General features: G+C 72.0%; 9 protein-coding genes and 3 pseudogenes. 6 read left to right on the forward strand and 6 right to left on the reverse strand.

Translation table 11 applies throughout. The annotated features are described in order from the left end of the window. The first annotated feature begins 214 nt into the window (after nucleotides 1–214). The 5 genes and pseudogenes from ACZ5VD_RS37780 to ACZ5VD_RS37800 all read left to right on the forward strand — a co-directional run bounded on the left by ACZ5VD_RS37780 (nucleotide 215) and on the right by ACZ5VD_RS37800 (nucleotide 4,950). Entirely contained in the window at nucleotides 215–859 is a 645-nt protein-coding gene (locus ACZ5VD_RS37780; RefSeq protein WP_468685002.1) for a hypothetical protein, read from the forward strand. A 151-nt stretch (nucleotides 860–1,010) separates the two neighbouring features. Beyond that, nucleotides 1,011–1,781: an HAD family hydrolase gene (locus ACZ5VD_RS37785; RefSeq protein ID WP_468685003.1), complete on the forward strand. Its 771-nt coding sequence runs from the start codon at nucleotides 1,011–1,013 to the stop codon at nucleotides 1,779–1,781. Beyond that, nucleotides 1,781–4,195 carry a glycoside hydrolase family 65 protein gene (locus ACZ5VD_RS37790; RefSeq protein WP_468685035.1) on the forward strand — a complete coding sequence of 805 codons (2,415 nt, stop codon included), beginning with the start codon at nucleotides 1,781–1,783 and terminating at the stop codon, nucleotides 4,193–4,195. The genes ACZ5VD_RS37785 and ACZ5VD_RS37790 overlap by 1 nt, the downstream gene beginning before the upstream one ends. 51 nt (nucleotides 4,196–4,246) lie before the next feature. Next, a pseudogene (locus ACZ5VD_RS37795) lies at nucleotides 4,247–4,604 on the forward strand (universal stress protein); the annotation flags it as partial. 175 nt (nucleotides 4,605–4,779) lie between these two features. After that, nucleotides 4,780–4,950: a hypothetical protein gene (locus ACZ5VD_RS37800; RefSeq protein WP_468554969.1), complete on the forward strand. Its 171-nt coding sequence runs from the start codon at nucleotides 4,780–4,782 to the stop codon at nucleotides 4,948–4,950. An 18-nt stretch (nucleotides 4,951–4,968) separates the two neighbouring features. Here the strand turns inward: ACZ5VD_RS37800 and pspAB are convergent. The 6 genes and pseudogenes from pspAB to pflB form a co-directional block, all read right to left on the reverse strand. Further along, nucleotides 4,969–5,121, reverse strand: a pseudogene (gene pspAB, locus ACZ5VD_RS37805) (PspA-associated protein PspAB); the annotation flags it as partial. A 20-nt stretch (nucleotides 5,122–5,141) separates the two neighbouring features. Continuing rightward, nucleotides 5,142–5,543, reverse strand: a pseudogene (locus tag ACZ5VD_RS37810) (M48 family metalloprotease); the annotation flags it as partial. Nucleotides 5,544–5,549: 6 nt separating this feature from the next. Beyond that, a complete protein-coding gene (ppdK, locus tag ACZ5VD_RS37815; protein WP_468554950.1) occupies nucleotides 5,550–8,201 on the reverse strand; it encodes a pyruvate, phosphate dikinase in 2,652 nt (883 codons plus the stop codon). Nucleotides 8,202–8,245: 44 nt separating this feature from the next. Then, a complete protein-coding gene (gene gap / locus ACZ5VD_RS37820; RefSeq protein ID WP_468685005.1) occupies nucleotides 8,246–9,262 on the reverse strand; it encodes a type I glyceraldehyde-3-phosphate dehydrogenase in 1,017 nt (338 codons plus the stop codon). A gap of 199 nt (nucleotides 9,263–9,461) precedes the next feature. Then, nucleotides 9,462–10,196 carry a pyruvate formate-lyase-activating protein gene (pflA, locus tag ACZ5VD_RS37825; protein ID WP_468685006.1) on the reverse strand — a complete coding sequence of 245 codons (735 nt, stop codon included), beginning with the start codon at nucleotides 10,194–10,196 and terminating at the stop codon, nucleotides 9,462–9,464. After that, nucleotides 10,193–12,454, reverse strand: coding sequence for a formate C-acetyltransferase (pflB, locus tag ACZ5VD_RS37830; RefSeq protein WP_468685008.1), 2,262 nt, complete (start codon nucleotides 12,452–12,454; stop codon nucleotides 10,193–10,195). Before pflB ends, pflA begins: the two co-directional genes overlap by 4 nt. 332 nt (nucleotides 12,455–12,786) lie before the next feature. Between pflB and ACZ5VD_RS37835 the strand changes: the two genes are divergently transcribed. After that, nucleotides 12,787–15,486 (forward strand): bifunctional acetate--CoA ligase family protein/GNAT family N-acetyltransferase, encoded by a 2,700-nt coding sequence (locus tag ACZ5VD_RS37835; protein WP_468685010.1) that lies wholly within the window; start codon nucleotides 12,787–12,789, stop codon nucleotides 15,484–15,486. Nucleotides 15,487–15,839: the final 353 nt, after the last annotated feature.

Consider the following 15,839-nt stretch of genomic DNA (forward strand, 5'->3'; position numbering starts at 1 on the left):
CGCCGAGAGTGGACGAGACATGACGGACATGCTCGGTCACGAGCTCTTGCCCGTCCGCTTCCGAACAGGGACGTTCGGCCCCCGTGGCGGTGCTTGTCGGCCCCTGACGGTCCGACAGCCCCGGGCGGGACATTGAACGCAGGACGACGACGGCACGCGGACAGACATCGCGCCACGACTACCAGCCCCCAGACCCCAGACAGGGATGAGCATCATGGCGGTTCACGAGACCTCCGGCCGGCACTCGGGTTTCCACCTCCCCTCGCGACACCGGGCCGGGACGACCCGCAGGTCCGGCGAGACCACGACCGACACAGCCGATACGACTGACACGACGGCCACGGCGACCCGTGCCCAGGTCTTCGCGGGGCTGCGGATCGTGACCGGGTCCGTCTTCCTGTGGGCCTTCCTCGACAAGACCTTCGGCTGGGGCTACGCCACCGCCTCCGGCAAGGGCTGGGCCGACGGCGGCTCACCCACCAAGGGCTTCCTCAGCGGCGTCGCCGCCGGACCCATGGAGTCCACCTTCCACTCCTGGGCCGGCGCGGGCTGGGCGGACTGGCTGTTCATGCTCGGCCTGCTCGGCGTCGGCCTCGCCCTGGTCAGCGGCATCGCACTGCGGCTCGCCGCGGTCGCCGGCACCGCTCTGATGGCGTTCATGTGGATCGCCGAGTGGCCGCCCGCCAAGCACCTGGCTGACGGCACCCCGAGCATGTCCACCAACCCGCTCATCGACTACCACGTCCTGTACGCGGCCGTCCTGATCGCCCTCGCGGTCGCCTCGGCCGGCACCACCTGGGGACTCGGCAGGACCTGGGCCCGCCTCCCCGCTGTCCGTGACCACGCCTGGCTCCGCTGAGCCCAACCCGCACACCCGGGACCCCGCCCTCGACGGCAAGCAGAGGCACCTCCATGACCGTACGTGCAGGCGTCAACGACTTCGGCTCCACGGACCGCGACAGCCGCCTCCTCAACCTCCTCGGCATCACCAAACCCGTGGCCACCCGCCGGTGACCGCCACCGCCGGACAGACGCTGGTGCCGCGCCTACGGGCCGTTCGGGCCGTGGTGTTCGACACCGACGGGGTGATCACCGACTCGGCCCGGCTGCACGCCGCCGCGTGGCAGGAGGCTTTCGACGCCTGCCTGGAGACGGCGGGTGAGCGGCGCCCGTTCGACCCGGTGGAGGACTACCGCCGCTACGTCGACGGCAGGGCCCGGCTGGACGGCGCCGCCGCCTTCCTCACCGCACGCGGCCTGCGTCTGCCGCCCGGCACCCCTGACGACCCGCCCGGCACCCGAACCGTGCAGGCCGTCGCCGCCCGCAAGGAGCAACTGTTCGCACGACGGCTGGCCGCGGATTCGATCCCCGCCTGGCCCGGCACCGTACGGCTGCTGCACGCGCTGCGCGCCGAGGGCGTGCCGTGCGCCGCGATCTCGGCTTCCAGACACGCGCCGGAACTGCTGATGGGCGCGGGGGTACGGGACCTGTTCGAGACCGTGGTGGACGGCAACGAGGCGGCCCGCCTCGCGCTGGCCGGCAAGCCCGACCCGGCGATCTTCCTGGAGGCGGCCCGGCGACTGGGCGTACCGGCCGGGGAGGCCGCCGTCGTCGAGGACGCGCTGGCCGGTGTCGAGGCCGGCCGGCGCGGCGGCTTCGGCCTGGTGGTCGGGGTGGACCGGACCGCCGGGCCGACCAGCGCCGACGATCTGAGCGAGCACGGGGCCGACCTGGTGGTCGCGGACCTCGCCGAGTTGCTGACCGCCGCGGAGGCGCAATGATGCCGGACGACTGGACCCTGACCTACGAGGGCTACGACCCGGCGGACGAGCGGCTGCGCGAGGCGTTGTGCACACTGGGCAACGGCTACTTCGCCACCCGGGGCGCCGCCCCGGAGACGGCGGCAGGCCCGTCCCACTATCCCGGTACCTACGCCGCGGGCTGCTACAACCGCCTGACCTCGACGGTCGCCGGACGGCAGGTCGAGAACGAGGACATCGTCAACCTCCCGAACTGGCTGCCGCTGCGCTTCCGCACCCGGGACACCGGCGGCGACCGGCCAGGACCCTGGTTCTCCCCGGACGACGGCTCGCTGCTCGAGTACCGGCAGACCCTGGACCTGCGCCGCGGCACACTCACCCGGCGGATGCGGCTGCGGGACACCCAAGGCCGCCTGCTGACAGTCGACCAGGTCCGGCTGGTGCACATGGGCGATCCCCATCTGGCTGCGCTGCGAACGGAGTTCACCGCCGAGGGCTGGACGGGTGAGGTGGAGGTGGAGTCCGCGCTCGACGGCGACATCACCAACGCGGGCGTGGACCGCTACCGCGACTTGAACCGCCGTCACCTCACCGAGTGGCGCACCGGGTCCGCAGAGTCCTCCGCGCCCGACACCGTATGGCTGGAATGCCACACATCCGAATCCGGCGTCCGTGTCGCGTTGGCCGCCCGCAGCCGGACCGTGTCCGGCACCCCGGCGGCGGTGCGGCTCCTCCCGGGGGAGCGCGGCGTCACACACGTGCTGACAGTGCCGATCGGGCCCGGCCGGCCCGTCGCCGTGGAGAAGACGGTGGCCCTGCACACCTCGCGCGACCCGGTGTCCGGCGACCCGCTGCACGCCGCGATCGGCCGGGTGCGGGGGGCCGCCGACTTCGCCGGGCTGCTGGCCTCCCACAGCGCCGCGTGGGAACACCTGTGGCAGAGCACGGAGTTGGACGTCCCGGGCGAGGCCGGCAAGATCCTGCGGTTGCACCTCTTCCATGTGCTGCAGACCCTGTCACCGCACACCGCCCGGCTCGACGCGGGCGTGCCGGCGCGCGGGCTGCACGGCGAGGCGTACCGGGGGCATGTCTTCTGGGACGAGCTGTTCGTCCTGCCCTTTCTGAACCTGCACCTCCCGGAGGTCTCCCGGGCACTGCTGATGTACCGCCACCGCCGGCTGGGCCGGGCGGTCGGCGCGGCGGCCAAGGCCGGCCGTACCGGCGCCATGTATCCCTGGCAGAGCGGCAGCGACGGCCGCGAGGAGACCCAGACCCTCCACCTCAACCCCCGCTCGGGCCGCTGGCTGCCCGACCACTCCCGGCTCCAGCACCACGTGGGCTCCGCTGTCGCCTACAACATCTGGCAGTACTCCCAGGCCAGCGGCGACACCGAGTTCCTGCACGGGCCGGGCGCGGAGATGCTGTTCCAGATCGCCCGTTTCTGGGCCGGCAGCGCGGTCTGGGATCCGGCCCACGCGCGCTACCGGATCCGGGGCGTGGTCGGCCCCGACGAGTACCACGACGCGTACCCGGGCGCCTCGGGGCCGGGCCTCGACGACAACGCGTACACCAATGTCACCGCCACCTGGGTGCTGTGCCGCGCCCTGGACCTCGCCGCCGCGCTGCCCGCCCCGCGCCGCCGGGAACTGTTCGGGCGCATCGGGCTCGACCCGGCGGAACTCGATCTCTGGGAGGACGTCTCGCGCCGGCTGCAGGTGCCCTTCCACCGGGGCGTCATCAGCCAGTTCGAGGGCTACGGCGACCTCGCCGAACTGGACTGGGACGGCTACCGCGAGCGCTACGGCGACATCCGCCGCCTCGACCGGATCCTGGAGGCCGAGGGTGACACCGTCAACCGCTACCAGGCGTCCAAACAGGCCGACGTACTGATGCTCGGCTACCTCTTCTCACCCGCCGAACTCTCCGGGCTCCTCGCCCGCCTCGGCCACACCCTCGACGACGACACCTGGCGCACGACGGTCGACCACTACCTGGCCCGCACCAGCCACGGCTCCACCCTCAGCGGCCTGGTCCACGGCTGGGTACTGGCCCGCACCCGGCCCGCCGGAGCCTGGAAGTACGTCCAGGAAGCCCTCACCGGCGACATCGCCGACCTCCAGGGCGGCACCACCGCCGAAGGCATCCACCTCGGCGCGATGGCCGGCACCCTCGACCTCGTCCAGCGCGGCCTCACCGGCCTGGAGACCCGCGACGACGCCCTGCGGTTCGATCCGGCGCCCCTCCCCGAGCTGGCCGAGTACGGGTTCACCGTCCGCTACCGGGGCCACCGGGGCATCGGCCTGAGCATGCGCGCCGGGCACCTGCTCATCAGCGTCCCGGCCTCCGACCGAACGCCCGCCCACGTCGTCACCGACGGCCGCGACATCACGGTCCCACCCGGCACGACCCGCCGGCTCGACCTCCCCGGCCGCTGACCGCTCGGCCGGAAGCAGACCCCACTCCCACTCCAGAAGGAAGTCGGCATCATGGCCCGCGTCATCAGCGCAGGACTGGACGGTTCGCCCGAAAGCCTGGCCGCCGCGGACTGGGCGGCCCGCGAGGCACTGCTCCGCGACCTGCCCCTGCGCCTCGTCCTCGCGTGGGAACTGCAGTCGTACGACTACCCCACCGCCTGCCCGCCGCCGGCCGGCCCCGACCTGCAGCGCGACTGGGCGCAGCGGGTGTCGCGTGAGGCGGAGGAGGACCTGCGGCGCCGCCCCCGGGCTCCGGGTCAGTGCCGGCGAGGTCGACGGGCAGCCGGTCCCGGTGCTGCTGGCAGCCGCCGATGACGCCGAGCTGCTGGTCATCGGGTCGCGAGGGCTGAGCGGAGTCGGCGGATTCGTCCTCGGCTCGGTCGCCCTCTCGGTCGTGGCCCGGGCCACCCGCCCGGTGGTCCTCGTACGGGCCGAGGAGCCGGACACCACCGGCCGTCCCCCGCAGGAGCCCCCAGTACCGCGAGGTCGTACTCGGCCTCGGCCCGCGCAGGCCCGCCGACGCGCTGATCGAGTTCGCGTTCGACGTGGCGGCCCGCCGAACGTCGGCGCTGCGCGTCATCCACTGCTGGACCCCGCCGTTCTACTACGGCCTGGACGGCGGCTTCGGTTACTCCTCGGCCGGCGTTGACTTCGAGGTGGGCGCCGAACTGGCCGCACAGGAGGCCGGCGTGCTGACGGACGCGTTGCGTCCGTGACGGGAGAAGTTGCTCGGCGTCGATGGCGGCGAAGCACACCGAGCCCGCTCCGGTCGGGGTGAGGCCGCTGGCGGCCTGGAGAGTGATCGCCGGCGAGGGCAGGCCGAAGAGCTGGTCCAGGTCGGGCTCGATCGGCTTGGTCCGGCCGAGCAGGACGTCCAGGAATCCCACGGGTCCTCAGCTCCTTCTCGTCACGCGTCGTCCCTCGGTTTCCCGCCCGCCTCGCCCAGTTCGACGGAGATCTCGGCGAGCGCCTCGATGCGGCGTTCCAGGCTGGGGTGGGTGGAGAACATGCCGACCAGCGCGGTGCCGGGGCCCAGGGCGGGGGCGAAGAAGAACGCGTTGAACGCCTGAGCGGTGCGCAGATCCTTGGTCGGGATACGGGCGATGTCGCCGCTCACTTTGGTCAGCGCCGACGCGAGCACGGAGGGCTTGCCGGTGAGCACGGCCGCGGCGCGGTCGGCGGCCAGTTCTCGATAGCGGGACAACGCCCGGATCAGCAGAAAGCTGAGGCCCTGGACGAGCGCGGAGGCCCCCATGACGATCGCGAGCAGGGCGGCGGTGTTCTGGTCGCGGCCACGTCCGCCGAAAAGCGTGGTTCAGCCTGCGGCTGCCGTCACGGTGAGAGCCGCCCGGCCCGCTTCCAGGCGGGCGATGGGGACCCTGAAGGGTGAGCAGGAGACGTAGTCGAGTCCGGTGTCGTGGAAGAAGTGGACGGAGTCGGGGTCGCCGCCGTGCTCCCCGCAGACACCGACCTTCAGGCCCGGACGGGCGGCGCGGCCCTCGTCGGTGGCGATCCGCACCAGGCGGCCGACGCCTTCGCGGTCGAGGGTCTCGAACGGTGAGGCCGCGAAGATGCGCTTGTCGAGGTAGGCGGAGAAGAAGGCCGCCTCCACGTCGTCGCGGGAGAAGCCCCAGGTCGTCTGGGTCAGGTCGTTGGTGCCGAAGGAGAAGAACTCCGCCTCCCGGGCGATCCGGCCGGCGGTCATCGCCGCCCGGGGCAGTTCGATCATGGTACCGACCGGGCAGTTCACCTCCGTGCCGGTTTCCTCGGAGACCGCGGCGAGTACCTGCTCCACCTCCTCGCGGACGATCCGCAGTTCCTCCACGGCGGCGGTCAGCGGGACCATGATCTCCGCGCGGGGGTCGCCGCCGGCCAGCCTGCGGGCCACGACGGCCTCGCCGATGGCACGTACCTGCATGGCGACCAGGCCCGGCACCACCAGGCCGAGGCGCACGCCGCGCAGGCCCAGCATCGGGTTCTCCTCGTGGGTGCGCTCGACGGCCTCCAGCAGCTGTACGTCGCGGGCGTCCGGGGTGCCGCCCGTCGCGGTGACGGTGGCGAGGTGGACGGCCAGCTCGGTGCGGTCGGGGAGGAACTCGTGCAGCGGCGGGTCCAGGAGGCGGATGGTGACCGGCAGGCCGTCCATGGCGGCCAGGATCCCGGTGAAGTCCTCGCGCTGGAGGGGCAGCAGCGCGTTCAGGGCGCGCTCGCGCTCCTCGTCGGTACGGGCCAGGATCATGGCCTCGACCAGCGGGCGGCGGTCGCCGAGGAACATGTGCTCGGTGCGGCACAGGCCGATGCCCTGCGCCCCGAACCGCCGGGCGCGGACGGCGTCCTCGGGTGTGTCGGCGTTGGCCCGGACCTCCAGGCGGCGGGTCGTGTCGGCGTGCCGGACGAGCCGGGCCACGGCCTCGGCGGGGCCGGACGCGAGGCTTTCGCCGGTCTCGAAGTACCGCATCACCGGCGAGCGGACGAGTGGCTGGGCGCCCAGGTGGACGGTCCCGGCCGAGCCGTCGACGGACAGCACGCTGCCCTCGGCGACCACGGTCCCGTCGCGGGTGGTGAAGTGCCGGGCGGCGGGGTCGACGGTGAGTTCCTCGGCGCCGCAGACGCAGGTCTTGCCCATGCCCCGGGCGACGACGGCCGCGTGGCTGGTCTTGCCGCCCCGGCTGGTCAGGACGGCCTGGGCGGCGATCATGCCGGGCAGGTCGTCGGGGGTGGTCTCACGGCGTACGAGCACGACCTGTTCCCCGGCGGCGGCGCGGCGGACCGCCTCGGCGGAGGTGAAGACCGCGGCGCCGACGGCCGCGCCGGGTGAGGCGGGGATGCCGTGGGCCAGCGGGGTCCCGGCGGCGGCCTCGTCGAAGCGGGGGAACATCAGGCGGGCCAACTGCTCGCCGCTGACGCGTTCCAGGGCCTCGTCCTCGGTGAGGATCCCGTCGTCCAGGAGCTGTACGGCGATCCGGAAGGCGGCCTCGGCGGTGCGCTTGCCGACCCGGGTCTGGAGCATCCACAGGGTGCCGCGTTCGATGGTGAACTCGATGTCGCACAGGTCGCGGTAGCGCTCTTCCAGGATGCGCATGTAGTCCCGGAGCCGGTTGTACGAGAGAGGGTCGAGCCGCTCCAGCTCTTGGAGCGGGACGGCGTTGCGGACGCCCGCGACGACGTCCTCGCCCTGGGCCTCGGGGAGGTAGTCGCCGTACACGCCGGGGCGTCCGGTGGCCGGGTCGCGGGTGAAGGCGACGCCGCTGACGGAGTCGGGGCCGAGGTTGCCGTACACCATTGTCTGGATGGTGACGGCGGTGCCCAGGTCGTCGGGGATGTGCTCGCGCCTGCGGTAGAGGCGGGCGCGTTCGCCGTTCCAGGAGGTGAAGACGGCGTGCACGGCCCGTTGCAACTGCTCGGCGGGCTCCTGCGGGAAGTCCGCGCCGGCCGCGTTGCGGACGATGGCCTTGAACTCCTCGACCAGCAGCGGCAGTTCGTCCGGGGCGGGGCGGCGGGCGAGGGCGTCCTCGAACAGGTCGCCCTCGACGCCCATCACCGTGCTGCCGAACATCTGGATGAGGCGCCGGTAGGAGTCCCAGGCAAAGCGCTCGCGCCCGGAGGACTTGGCGAGACCGAGCACGGAGAGGTCGTTCAGTCCGACGTCGAGGACCGTCTCCATCATGCCCGGCATGGAGAACCGGCCCCCGGAGCGGACCGAGACCAGCAGCGGATCGTCGGGGTCTCCCAGGCGCCGGCCGGTGCGTTGTTCGAGTGCGGCCAGGTGGGCGGCCACCTCCTCGCCCAGTCCCGCCGGCTCGGCGCCATCGGCGAGGAAGGCCCGGCACGCCTCGGTAGTGACGGTGAAGCCCGGCGGCACCGGCAGGCCCATCCGGGTCATTTCGGCCAGGTTGGCGCCCTTGCCGCCGAGCAGGCCGGCCATCTCGCGGTCGCCCTCGGCGAATCCGTACACGTACTTCGGCATGACGGGTCTTCTCCTCGCGGTTCGTCGTGATGGACCGGCTGCGGTCACAGGCGAGTGGCGACGTGTTCGGTCAGGTCGAGGAGGCGGTTGCTGTAGCCCCACTCGTTGTCGTACCAGCCGAAGACCTTCACGAGGTCGCCGTGGGCCTGGGTGAGGGGTGCGTCGATGATGCAGGAGGCCGGGTCGCCGATGATGTCGCGGGAGACGATCGGGGCGGTGTTCACGCGCAGGATGCCGAGCAACGGTCCCTCGGCGGCTTCGGTGAACGCGGTGTTGATCTCTTCCGTGGTGACCTCCTGCCGCAGCACCAGGGTGAGGTCGGTGAGAGATCCGTCCGGGACGGGGACGCGGACGGCGATGCCGTCCAGGGCTCCGTCGAGTGCGGGGATGACCAGGCCGACGGCGCGGGCGGCACCGGTGCTGGTCGGGATGATGCTGACGGCGGCCGAGCGGGCGCGGCGCAGGTCCTTGTGGGGGCTGTCGAGGAGGGCCTGGTCGTTGGTGTAGCCGTGGATGGTGGTCATCAGGCCCTTGACGATGCCGAATTGCTCGTGCAGGACGTGCACCATCGGGACGACGCAGTTGGTGGTGCAGGAGGCATTGGACACGATGTGGTGCCGGTCCGGGTCGTAGTCGGCCTGGTTGACGCCCATGACGACGGTGGCGTCGACGTCCTTGCCCGGCGAGGAGATCAGCACCTTGCGGGCGCCGGCCTTCAGGTGCAGGGCCGCGTCGTCGCGGGTACGGAAGCGTCCGGTGGACTCGATGACGATGTCCACCCCGAGCTTGCCCCAGGGCAGGGCGGCCGGGTCGCGTTCGGCGCCGACGGCGATGCGGTGCCCGCCGACGGTGATCGACCGGTCGTCGTGGCTGACGGGGCGGCCCAGCGGGCCGTAGGTGGAGTCGTACTCAAGGAGGTGGGCCAGGGTCGTGGCGGGGGCGATGTCGTTGACGGCCACCACCTCGATCTGCGGAGTGTCCTGGCCGTCGCGGGCCAGGACGCTCCGCAGGTAGTTGCGGCCGATGCGGCCGAAGCCGTTGATGCCTACACGTACGGTCATGGCGGGTTCCTCTCGTTGCTTCAATCACTGTCCCGCCGCACGGGGGATCCCGCTGGGGGCTGATGGTCCGCACCCATGGGGCCGAACGGCACTGCTTGGCGCACCTGTTGAGGCGGGCCCGGGACGCGGTCGATGACGACCGGGCCGAAGGGGCTGGTTGCCGGTCCCTGTTGGCGAGTTGATCGGCGGGAGAGCTGTGTCAGTACGCCCGCAGGCCGTGTTCCCGGAACTGCTCGCGTACCCGCTCCACCAGTGCGGGGGTCGGCGTGGGGGTGTCGTCCAGTGGGAAGGGGATGCCGAGGGTGTCGTACTTGGGGGCGCCGAGCTTGTGGAAGGGCAGGATGTCGACGCGTTCGATGTTGCCCAGGCCGGCCGCGAAGGCGGCCAGGCCGTCGACGGCGGCCGGGTCATCTGTCCAGCCCGGGACGAGGACGTAGCGGAGCCAGACCGGCTTCCCGAGTTGGTCGAGGCGGGTGGCCAAGGTGAGGGTGGGGGCCAGTTCGCCGCCGGTGAGGCGCCGGTAGGCGGCGATGTCGAAGGACTTGATGTCCAGGAGCACCAGGTCGATGTCGGCAAGCAGGGTGTCGGTGGCGCGGGCGCCGAGGAAGCCGGAGGTGTCCAGTGCGGTGTGCAGGCCGAGTTCCTTGCAGCGGCGCAGGATCTCGGCGGCGAAGGCCTGCTGGAGCAGCGGTTCGCCGCCGGTGAGGGTGACGCCGCCGCCCGCGGTGGTGATGAAGGGACGGTACTTCTCGATCTCGTCCATCACGTCGTCGGCGGTCATCTCCTTGCCGTCGCGCATGTGCCAGGTGTCGGGGTTGGCGCAGTACAGGCAGCGCAGCGGGCAGCCGCTGGTGAACAGCACGAAACGGGTCCCGGGGCCGTCCACGCCGGTCGACAGGTCCCAGGAGTGCACCCGGCCGGTGGTCGCGGTCACATCGCACCGTGGAAGGTACGGCTGATCACGTCGAGCTGCTGTTCGCGGGTGAGGCGGACGAAGTTGACCGCGTATCCGGAGACCCGGATGGTCAGGTCCGGGTACTTCTCAGGGTGTTCCATGGCGTCCTGGAGGGTGGTGCGGTCCAGGACGTTGACGTTCATGTGGAAGCCGCCCGCGGCGGTGTAGGCGTCGAGGATTCCGGCCAGGTGCCCCGCCCGTTCGGCAGGGTCGTGGCCGAGGCCCTCGGGGGTGATGGTGGAGGTCAGGGAGATGCCGTCGCGGGCCTGGTCGTAGGGGATCTTGGCGACGGACAGGGCGGAGGCGGCCAGGCCGTGGTGGTCGCGGCCGTTCATGGGGTTGGCGCCGGGGGCGAACGGGGTACCGGTGCGGCGGCCGTCGGGGGTGTTGCCGGTGTGGTGGCCGTAGACCACGTTGGAGGTGATGGTGAGCACCGACTGGGTGTGCTCGGCGTCCCGGAACGTGGAGTGCCGGCTGATCTTGGCCATGAAGGCGCGGACCAGGTCCACGGCGATGGCGTCGGCGCGGTCGTCGTTGTTGCCGTACGCGGGGTAGTCGCCCTCGATCTCGTAGTCGACGGCCAGGCCCTCGGCGTCCCGGATGACCTTCACCCGGGCGTACTTGGCGGCCGAGATGCTGTCGGCGGCCACCGAGAGACCGGCGATGCCGCAGGCCATCGTGCGGTGGACCGGGTGGTCGTGCAGGGCCATCTCGATGCGCTCGTAGGCGTACTTGTCGTGCATGTAGTGGATGACGTTGAGGGCGTTGACGTAGGTCTCCGCGAGCCAGTCCAGCATCTGGTCGTAGGCGGCGGCCAGCTCGGCCGGGTCGAGATACTCGCCGGTCAGCGGCGCTGCGGCCGGAGTGATCTGATCACCGGTCATTTCGTCGCGGCCACCGTTGATCGCGTAGAGCAGGGCCTTGGCGAGGTTGACCCGGGCGCCGAAGAACTGCATCTGCTTCCCGACCGCCATGGCCGAGACGCAGCAGGCGATCGCAGTGTCGTCGCCGGTGGCCGGGCGCAGTAGGTCGTCGGACTCGTACTGGATGGAACTGGTGTCGATGGAGGCCTGGGCGCAGAAGTGCTTGAAGCCGGTGGGCAGTTGGGGTGACCAGAGGACGGTGAGGTTGGGTTCGGGGGCCGGGCCGAGGTTGTAGAGGGTCTGCAGGAAGCGGAAGGAGGTGCGGGTGACCAGCGTGCGTCCGTCGTCGCCGATGCCGCCGATGGACTCCGTCACCCAGGTGGGGTCGCCGGAGAACAGGGCGTCGTACTCAGGGGTGCGCAGGAACCGTACGATCCGCAGCTTGATCACGAAGTCGTCGATCAGCTCCTGCGCTCGGGGCTCGTCGATCATGCCTTCGGCGAGGTCGCGGGCAAGGTAGATATCGAGGAAGGTGGAGGTGCGGCCCAGCGACATCGCGGCGCCGTTCTGCTCCTTCACCGCGGCGAGGTAGCCGAGGTAGAGCCACTGCACGGCTTCGCGGGCGGTGGCGGCGGGGCGGGTGACGTCGCAGCCGTACGAGGCGGCCATCGTCTCCAACTCGCCCAGGGCGCGAGTCTGTTCGGCAAGTTCCTCGCGGTCGCGGATGACGTCGGTGGTAGAGGGGCGGGCGTCCAGCAGGGCGCGTTCGGCGTGCTTGGCCCCGATCAGGCGGGTGGTGCCGTAGAGGGCGACGCGGCGGTAGTCGCCGATGATCCGGCCGCGGCCGTAGGCGTCGGGCAGCCCGGTGATGATCCCGGCCTTGCGGGCGGCCTTCATGGCGGGGGTGTAGGCGTCGAAGACCCCGTCGTTGTGGGTCTTGCGGTAGGTGCCGAAGACCCGGGTGACGAACGGGTCGGGTTCGTAGCCGTAGGCGCGCAGGCCGTTCTCCACCATCCGCAGACCGCCGCCCGGCATGATCGCTCGCTTCAGCGGCGCGTCGGTCTGGAGGCCGACGATCAGCTCGCGGTCGCGGTCGATGAACCCGGGCGCATGCGAGGTGATCGTGGACGGGGTGGCGGCGTCGACGTCGAGAATGCCCCGACGGCGTTCCTCGGGGAAGAGCGCGGAGACCTTGCCCCACACCGCACGGGTCCGCCCGGTCGGGCCGGACAGGAAGGCCGAATCACCCTCGTAGGGCGTGTAGTTGGCCTGGATGAAGCCGCGCACGTCGATCTTCTCGCGCCATTGCCGTCCGGCGAAACCGTGCCATGCCGCAGCGGGTGCGTCCGCCTCTGTCGGTGCCGTTACCGTCATCGCTGCCTCCGAATCGTTCCCCGCGTCGGCCACGGGTGATCGCGTGGTCGTCTTCTCCTTCACCATGCTTGTCGCTCATGGGACTTGGGGGCAGGGCCGACGGGAGCCCGGTGTCCGTGCCGTCCAGCCCTTTCCGGTGACGTCCGGGGGCCGTATGTCCTCCACCGCCGGGCCGTTCGGCCCCTGTACCCGCCCCATCTGCCGCCGGGGCTTTGCACCGGCGACCAAGATCGGGGCCGAACGGCCCCCTTCCCGGCCCCGGACAGCCCATGTGGGCCGCTGCCCTCCCATCGGATCGTGGAGACGGAATCCGCAGGAGAAAGGGGATGGCGATGACGAACACCGCAGACGGCGTACGGGAGACCCACGCGCTGCTGGCCGACGGGCGAACCGTGGAGATACGGCCTGCCCGGCCGGAGGACCACGGACAGGTGCTGCACCTGTACGGGGGAATGTCGGCGGAGAACCTGCGCCTGCGGTTCTTCGGGGTGAGCCGCCTGTCAGGTCGGCAGGCCGCCGACCGGCTCTGCGGACCAGCCAGGGACGGCCACCGTGCGCTGGTCGCCGTCCTCGACGGGCGGATCGTGGGCGTCGCCGAGTACGAGAGCGTGGACGACCCCGCCGCGGCGGAACTCGCGCTGGCGGTCGACGACGGCCTGCACCACCACGGCGTGGGCACCCTGCTGCTTGAGCACCTGGTCCATGCGGCCCGTGCCGACGGCGTCACCGCCTTCACCGCCGACGCGCTCGCCGACAACCACCTCATGCTCAAGGTCTTCGCCGACCTCGGGCTGCGCACCGCCCGCCGCTTCCAGGGCACCGAAGTGCACTGCACCGTGACGCTGGACGCCGACGAGCACTACCGTGCGGCGGTCGACGAGCGCGGTCGCACGGCCGACACGGCCAGCCTGCGCCCGCTGCTGCGGCCGGACTCGATCGTGGTGGTCGGCGCGGGCACCAGGCCCGGATCAGTAGGCCGGGCGGTGCTGAAGAACATCCACCGCGCCGGCTTCCCCGGCCGCTTGTTCGCCGTGAACCCACACGCCCCCGCCATCGAGCACACCCCCTGCTACCCGTCGGTCACCGCCTTGCCGTACGTCCCCGAGCTGGCGGTACTGGCGGTGCCCGCATCCGCCGTACCGGAGACCGCCGAGCAGTGCGGGAAGACCGGCGTCCGCGCCCTGGTCGTGCTGGCCTCCGGGCTCGACCACGGGCAGGCCGAAGCGCTGCTGGCCACCTGCCGCCACCACGGAATGCGCCTGGTGGGCCCGAACTGCCTGGGCATTGCCAACACCGAGGAACCGGTCCGACTGGACGCCACGTTCGCCGCGCACCGGCCCCTGCCGGGCACCGCCGGAGTCGCCGTGCAGTCCGGCGGGATCGGCATCGCGCTGCTCGGCGGCCTCGCCCGCCTCGGCATCGGGATGTCGTCCTTCGTCTCGCTCGGCGACAAGTACGACGTCAGCGGCAACGACCTGCTCCAGTGGTGGGAGGACGACGGCCGCACCGATCTGGCCCTGCTGCACCTGGAGTCGTTCGGCAACCCGCGCGCCTTCTCCCGTACCGCCCGCCGGATCGCCCGGCGGATGCCGGTGCTCACAGTGGACGCGGGCCGCTCGCAGGCCGGGCGCCGCGCCGCGGCCTCGCACACCGCAGCGGCGGCCACGCCGACCATGACCCGGCAGGCACTGTTCACCCAGGCCGGTGTCATCGCGACCCGCAGCGTCGGCGAACTCCTCGACACCGCCGCCCTGTTGCACTCCCAGCCGCTGCCCGCCGGGTCCCGGGTCGCCGTGCTGACCAACGCTCGCGGCGCGGGCCTGCTGGCCGCCGACGCCTGCGCCGACGCAGGGCTCACCGTCCCGGAACTCCCCGCCGACCTGGTCACCGCGCTCCTCGAAGCACTGCCCGCGGGCGCCGGCGCGGCCAACCCCGTCGACGCCACCGAGGCGGTCGGCGAACAGGCCCTGACCGACTGCCTGGACCTGCTCACCGCCCACGGCGCCGTCGACGCGGTCCTGGTCGCCCTCGTGCCCACCGCACTGGCCGACGCGACCGGCGACCGCCCCGTACAGGCACTCACCCACCCCACCACCGGACCCGGGCAACACCGTCGAACCGTCGCCGCCGTCCTGCTGGACCAGGCGGAGTCCGTACGCCTGCTGCACACCGACAACGGCGCCGTGCCCGCGTACGCCGACCCGCAGGACGCCGCCCGCGCCCTGGCCCACGCCGCCGAACGGGCCCGCTGGCTCGCCCAACCGCCCGGCACCGTAGCGGAGTTGACCGGAACGGACACCGAAGGGGCGCGAGCGGTCGCCGAGGGGTTCCTCGCGGGGCATCCCGAAGGCGGCTGGCTGGACCCGCACGAGTGCGCCGCCCTCCTCGACCACTACGGAATCCCGCACCTTCCGCAGGCCATCGCCGGCAACGAACAGGAAGCCGTCGACGCGGCAGCGCGCCTCATCGGGCCCGGCGGCCGGATCGCCCTCAAGGCGTACTGGCCCGGGCTGCTGCACAAGAGCGACCAGGCCGCGGTCCTGCTCGACCTCGACGGCGAAGCCCAGGTCCGGGAGGCCTACCGCGACCTCGCCGCCCGCTTCGGCGAGGTCATGACCGGCGTCCTCGTCCAGCCCGTCGCGGGGCGCGGCACCGAACTGTTCGCCGGTGTCGTCCGGGACGAGGTCTTCGGACCGCTGGTCCTGTTCGGCCACGGCGGCACCGCCACCGAACTCCTCGCCGACCACGCCGCCCGCCTCGCCCCACTCACCGACCGCGACGTCCACGACCTGATCACCGCACCCCGCTGCGCCCCGCTGCTCTTCGGTCACCGCGGCGCCGGACCGGTCGACCTGAAAGGCCTGGAGCAGTTGCTGCTGCGTCTGTCGGCGATGGCGACCGACCTGCCGCAGCTCACCGAGGCCGACCTCAACCCGGTCCTGGCCCGGCCCGACGGCATCACCACCCTCGACGTCCGCATCCGCCTGCTGCCCCACCCCACCGACGATCCGTACCTGCGTCGGCTCCGCTGACGCCGGTCCCGGGGCCCGGGTTCGCCGACCAGGGCTTCCCGGGAGGCCCCGTACGCGGCACCGGACCGCGGCCGGGTTCGCCTGCCCCGGTGAACAGGGCTCGGCCATCAGTGCCGTGCCAATGGGCTGGCAGCACCTGGGAGTTAGGCATGGCGCTCCGTCCGGAAGCGGTCGGCACGACGTCGGCGAGCGGGGCAGGACGTGCGTGTCCTCGCGCGAGGATTTCCCCGAATGTGGCCGTACGGCAGAAGAGTTGGGGATCGAGCCCGCAGCCGCGGGGGGAAACACCGGGCGACCGTGCAGAGGCAGACCACCCTGGTGCATTCATATCAACTGGCAGTAAGCGCCGGGGT

The organism is Streptomyces sp. NPDC032822, assembly GCF_055578825.1.

Bases quoted from the DNA above. Each gene is read 5' to 3' on its own strand.
- pflB (WP_468685008.1), bottom strand. From the start codon at position 12,454: ATGACGGTAACGGCACCGACAGAGGCGGACGCACCCGCTGCGGCATGG.
- ACZ5VD_RS37835 (WP_468685010.1), top strand. From the start codon at position 12,787: ATGACGAACACCGCAGACGGCGTACGGGAGACCCACGCGCTGCTGGCC.
- ppdK (WP_468554950.1), bottom strand. From the start codon at position 8,201: ATGCCGAAGTACGTGTACGGATTCGCCGAGGGCGACCGCGAGATGGCC.
- gap (WP_468685005.1), bottom strand. From the start codon at position 9,262: ATGACCGTACGTGTAGGCATCAACGGCTTCGGCCGCATCGGCCGCAAC.
- ACZ5VD_RS37780 (WP_468685002.1), top strand. From the start codon at position 215: ATGGCGGTTCACGAGACCTCCGGCCGGCACTCGGGTTTCCACCTCCCC.
- ACZ5VD_RS37790 (WP_468685035.1), top strand. From the start codon at position 1,781: ATGCCGGACGACTGGACCCTGACCTACGAGGGCTACGACCCGGCGGAC.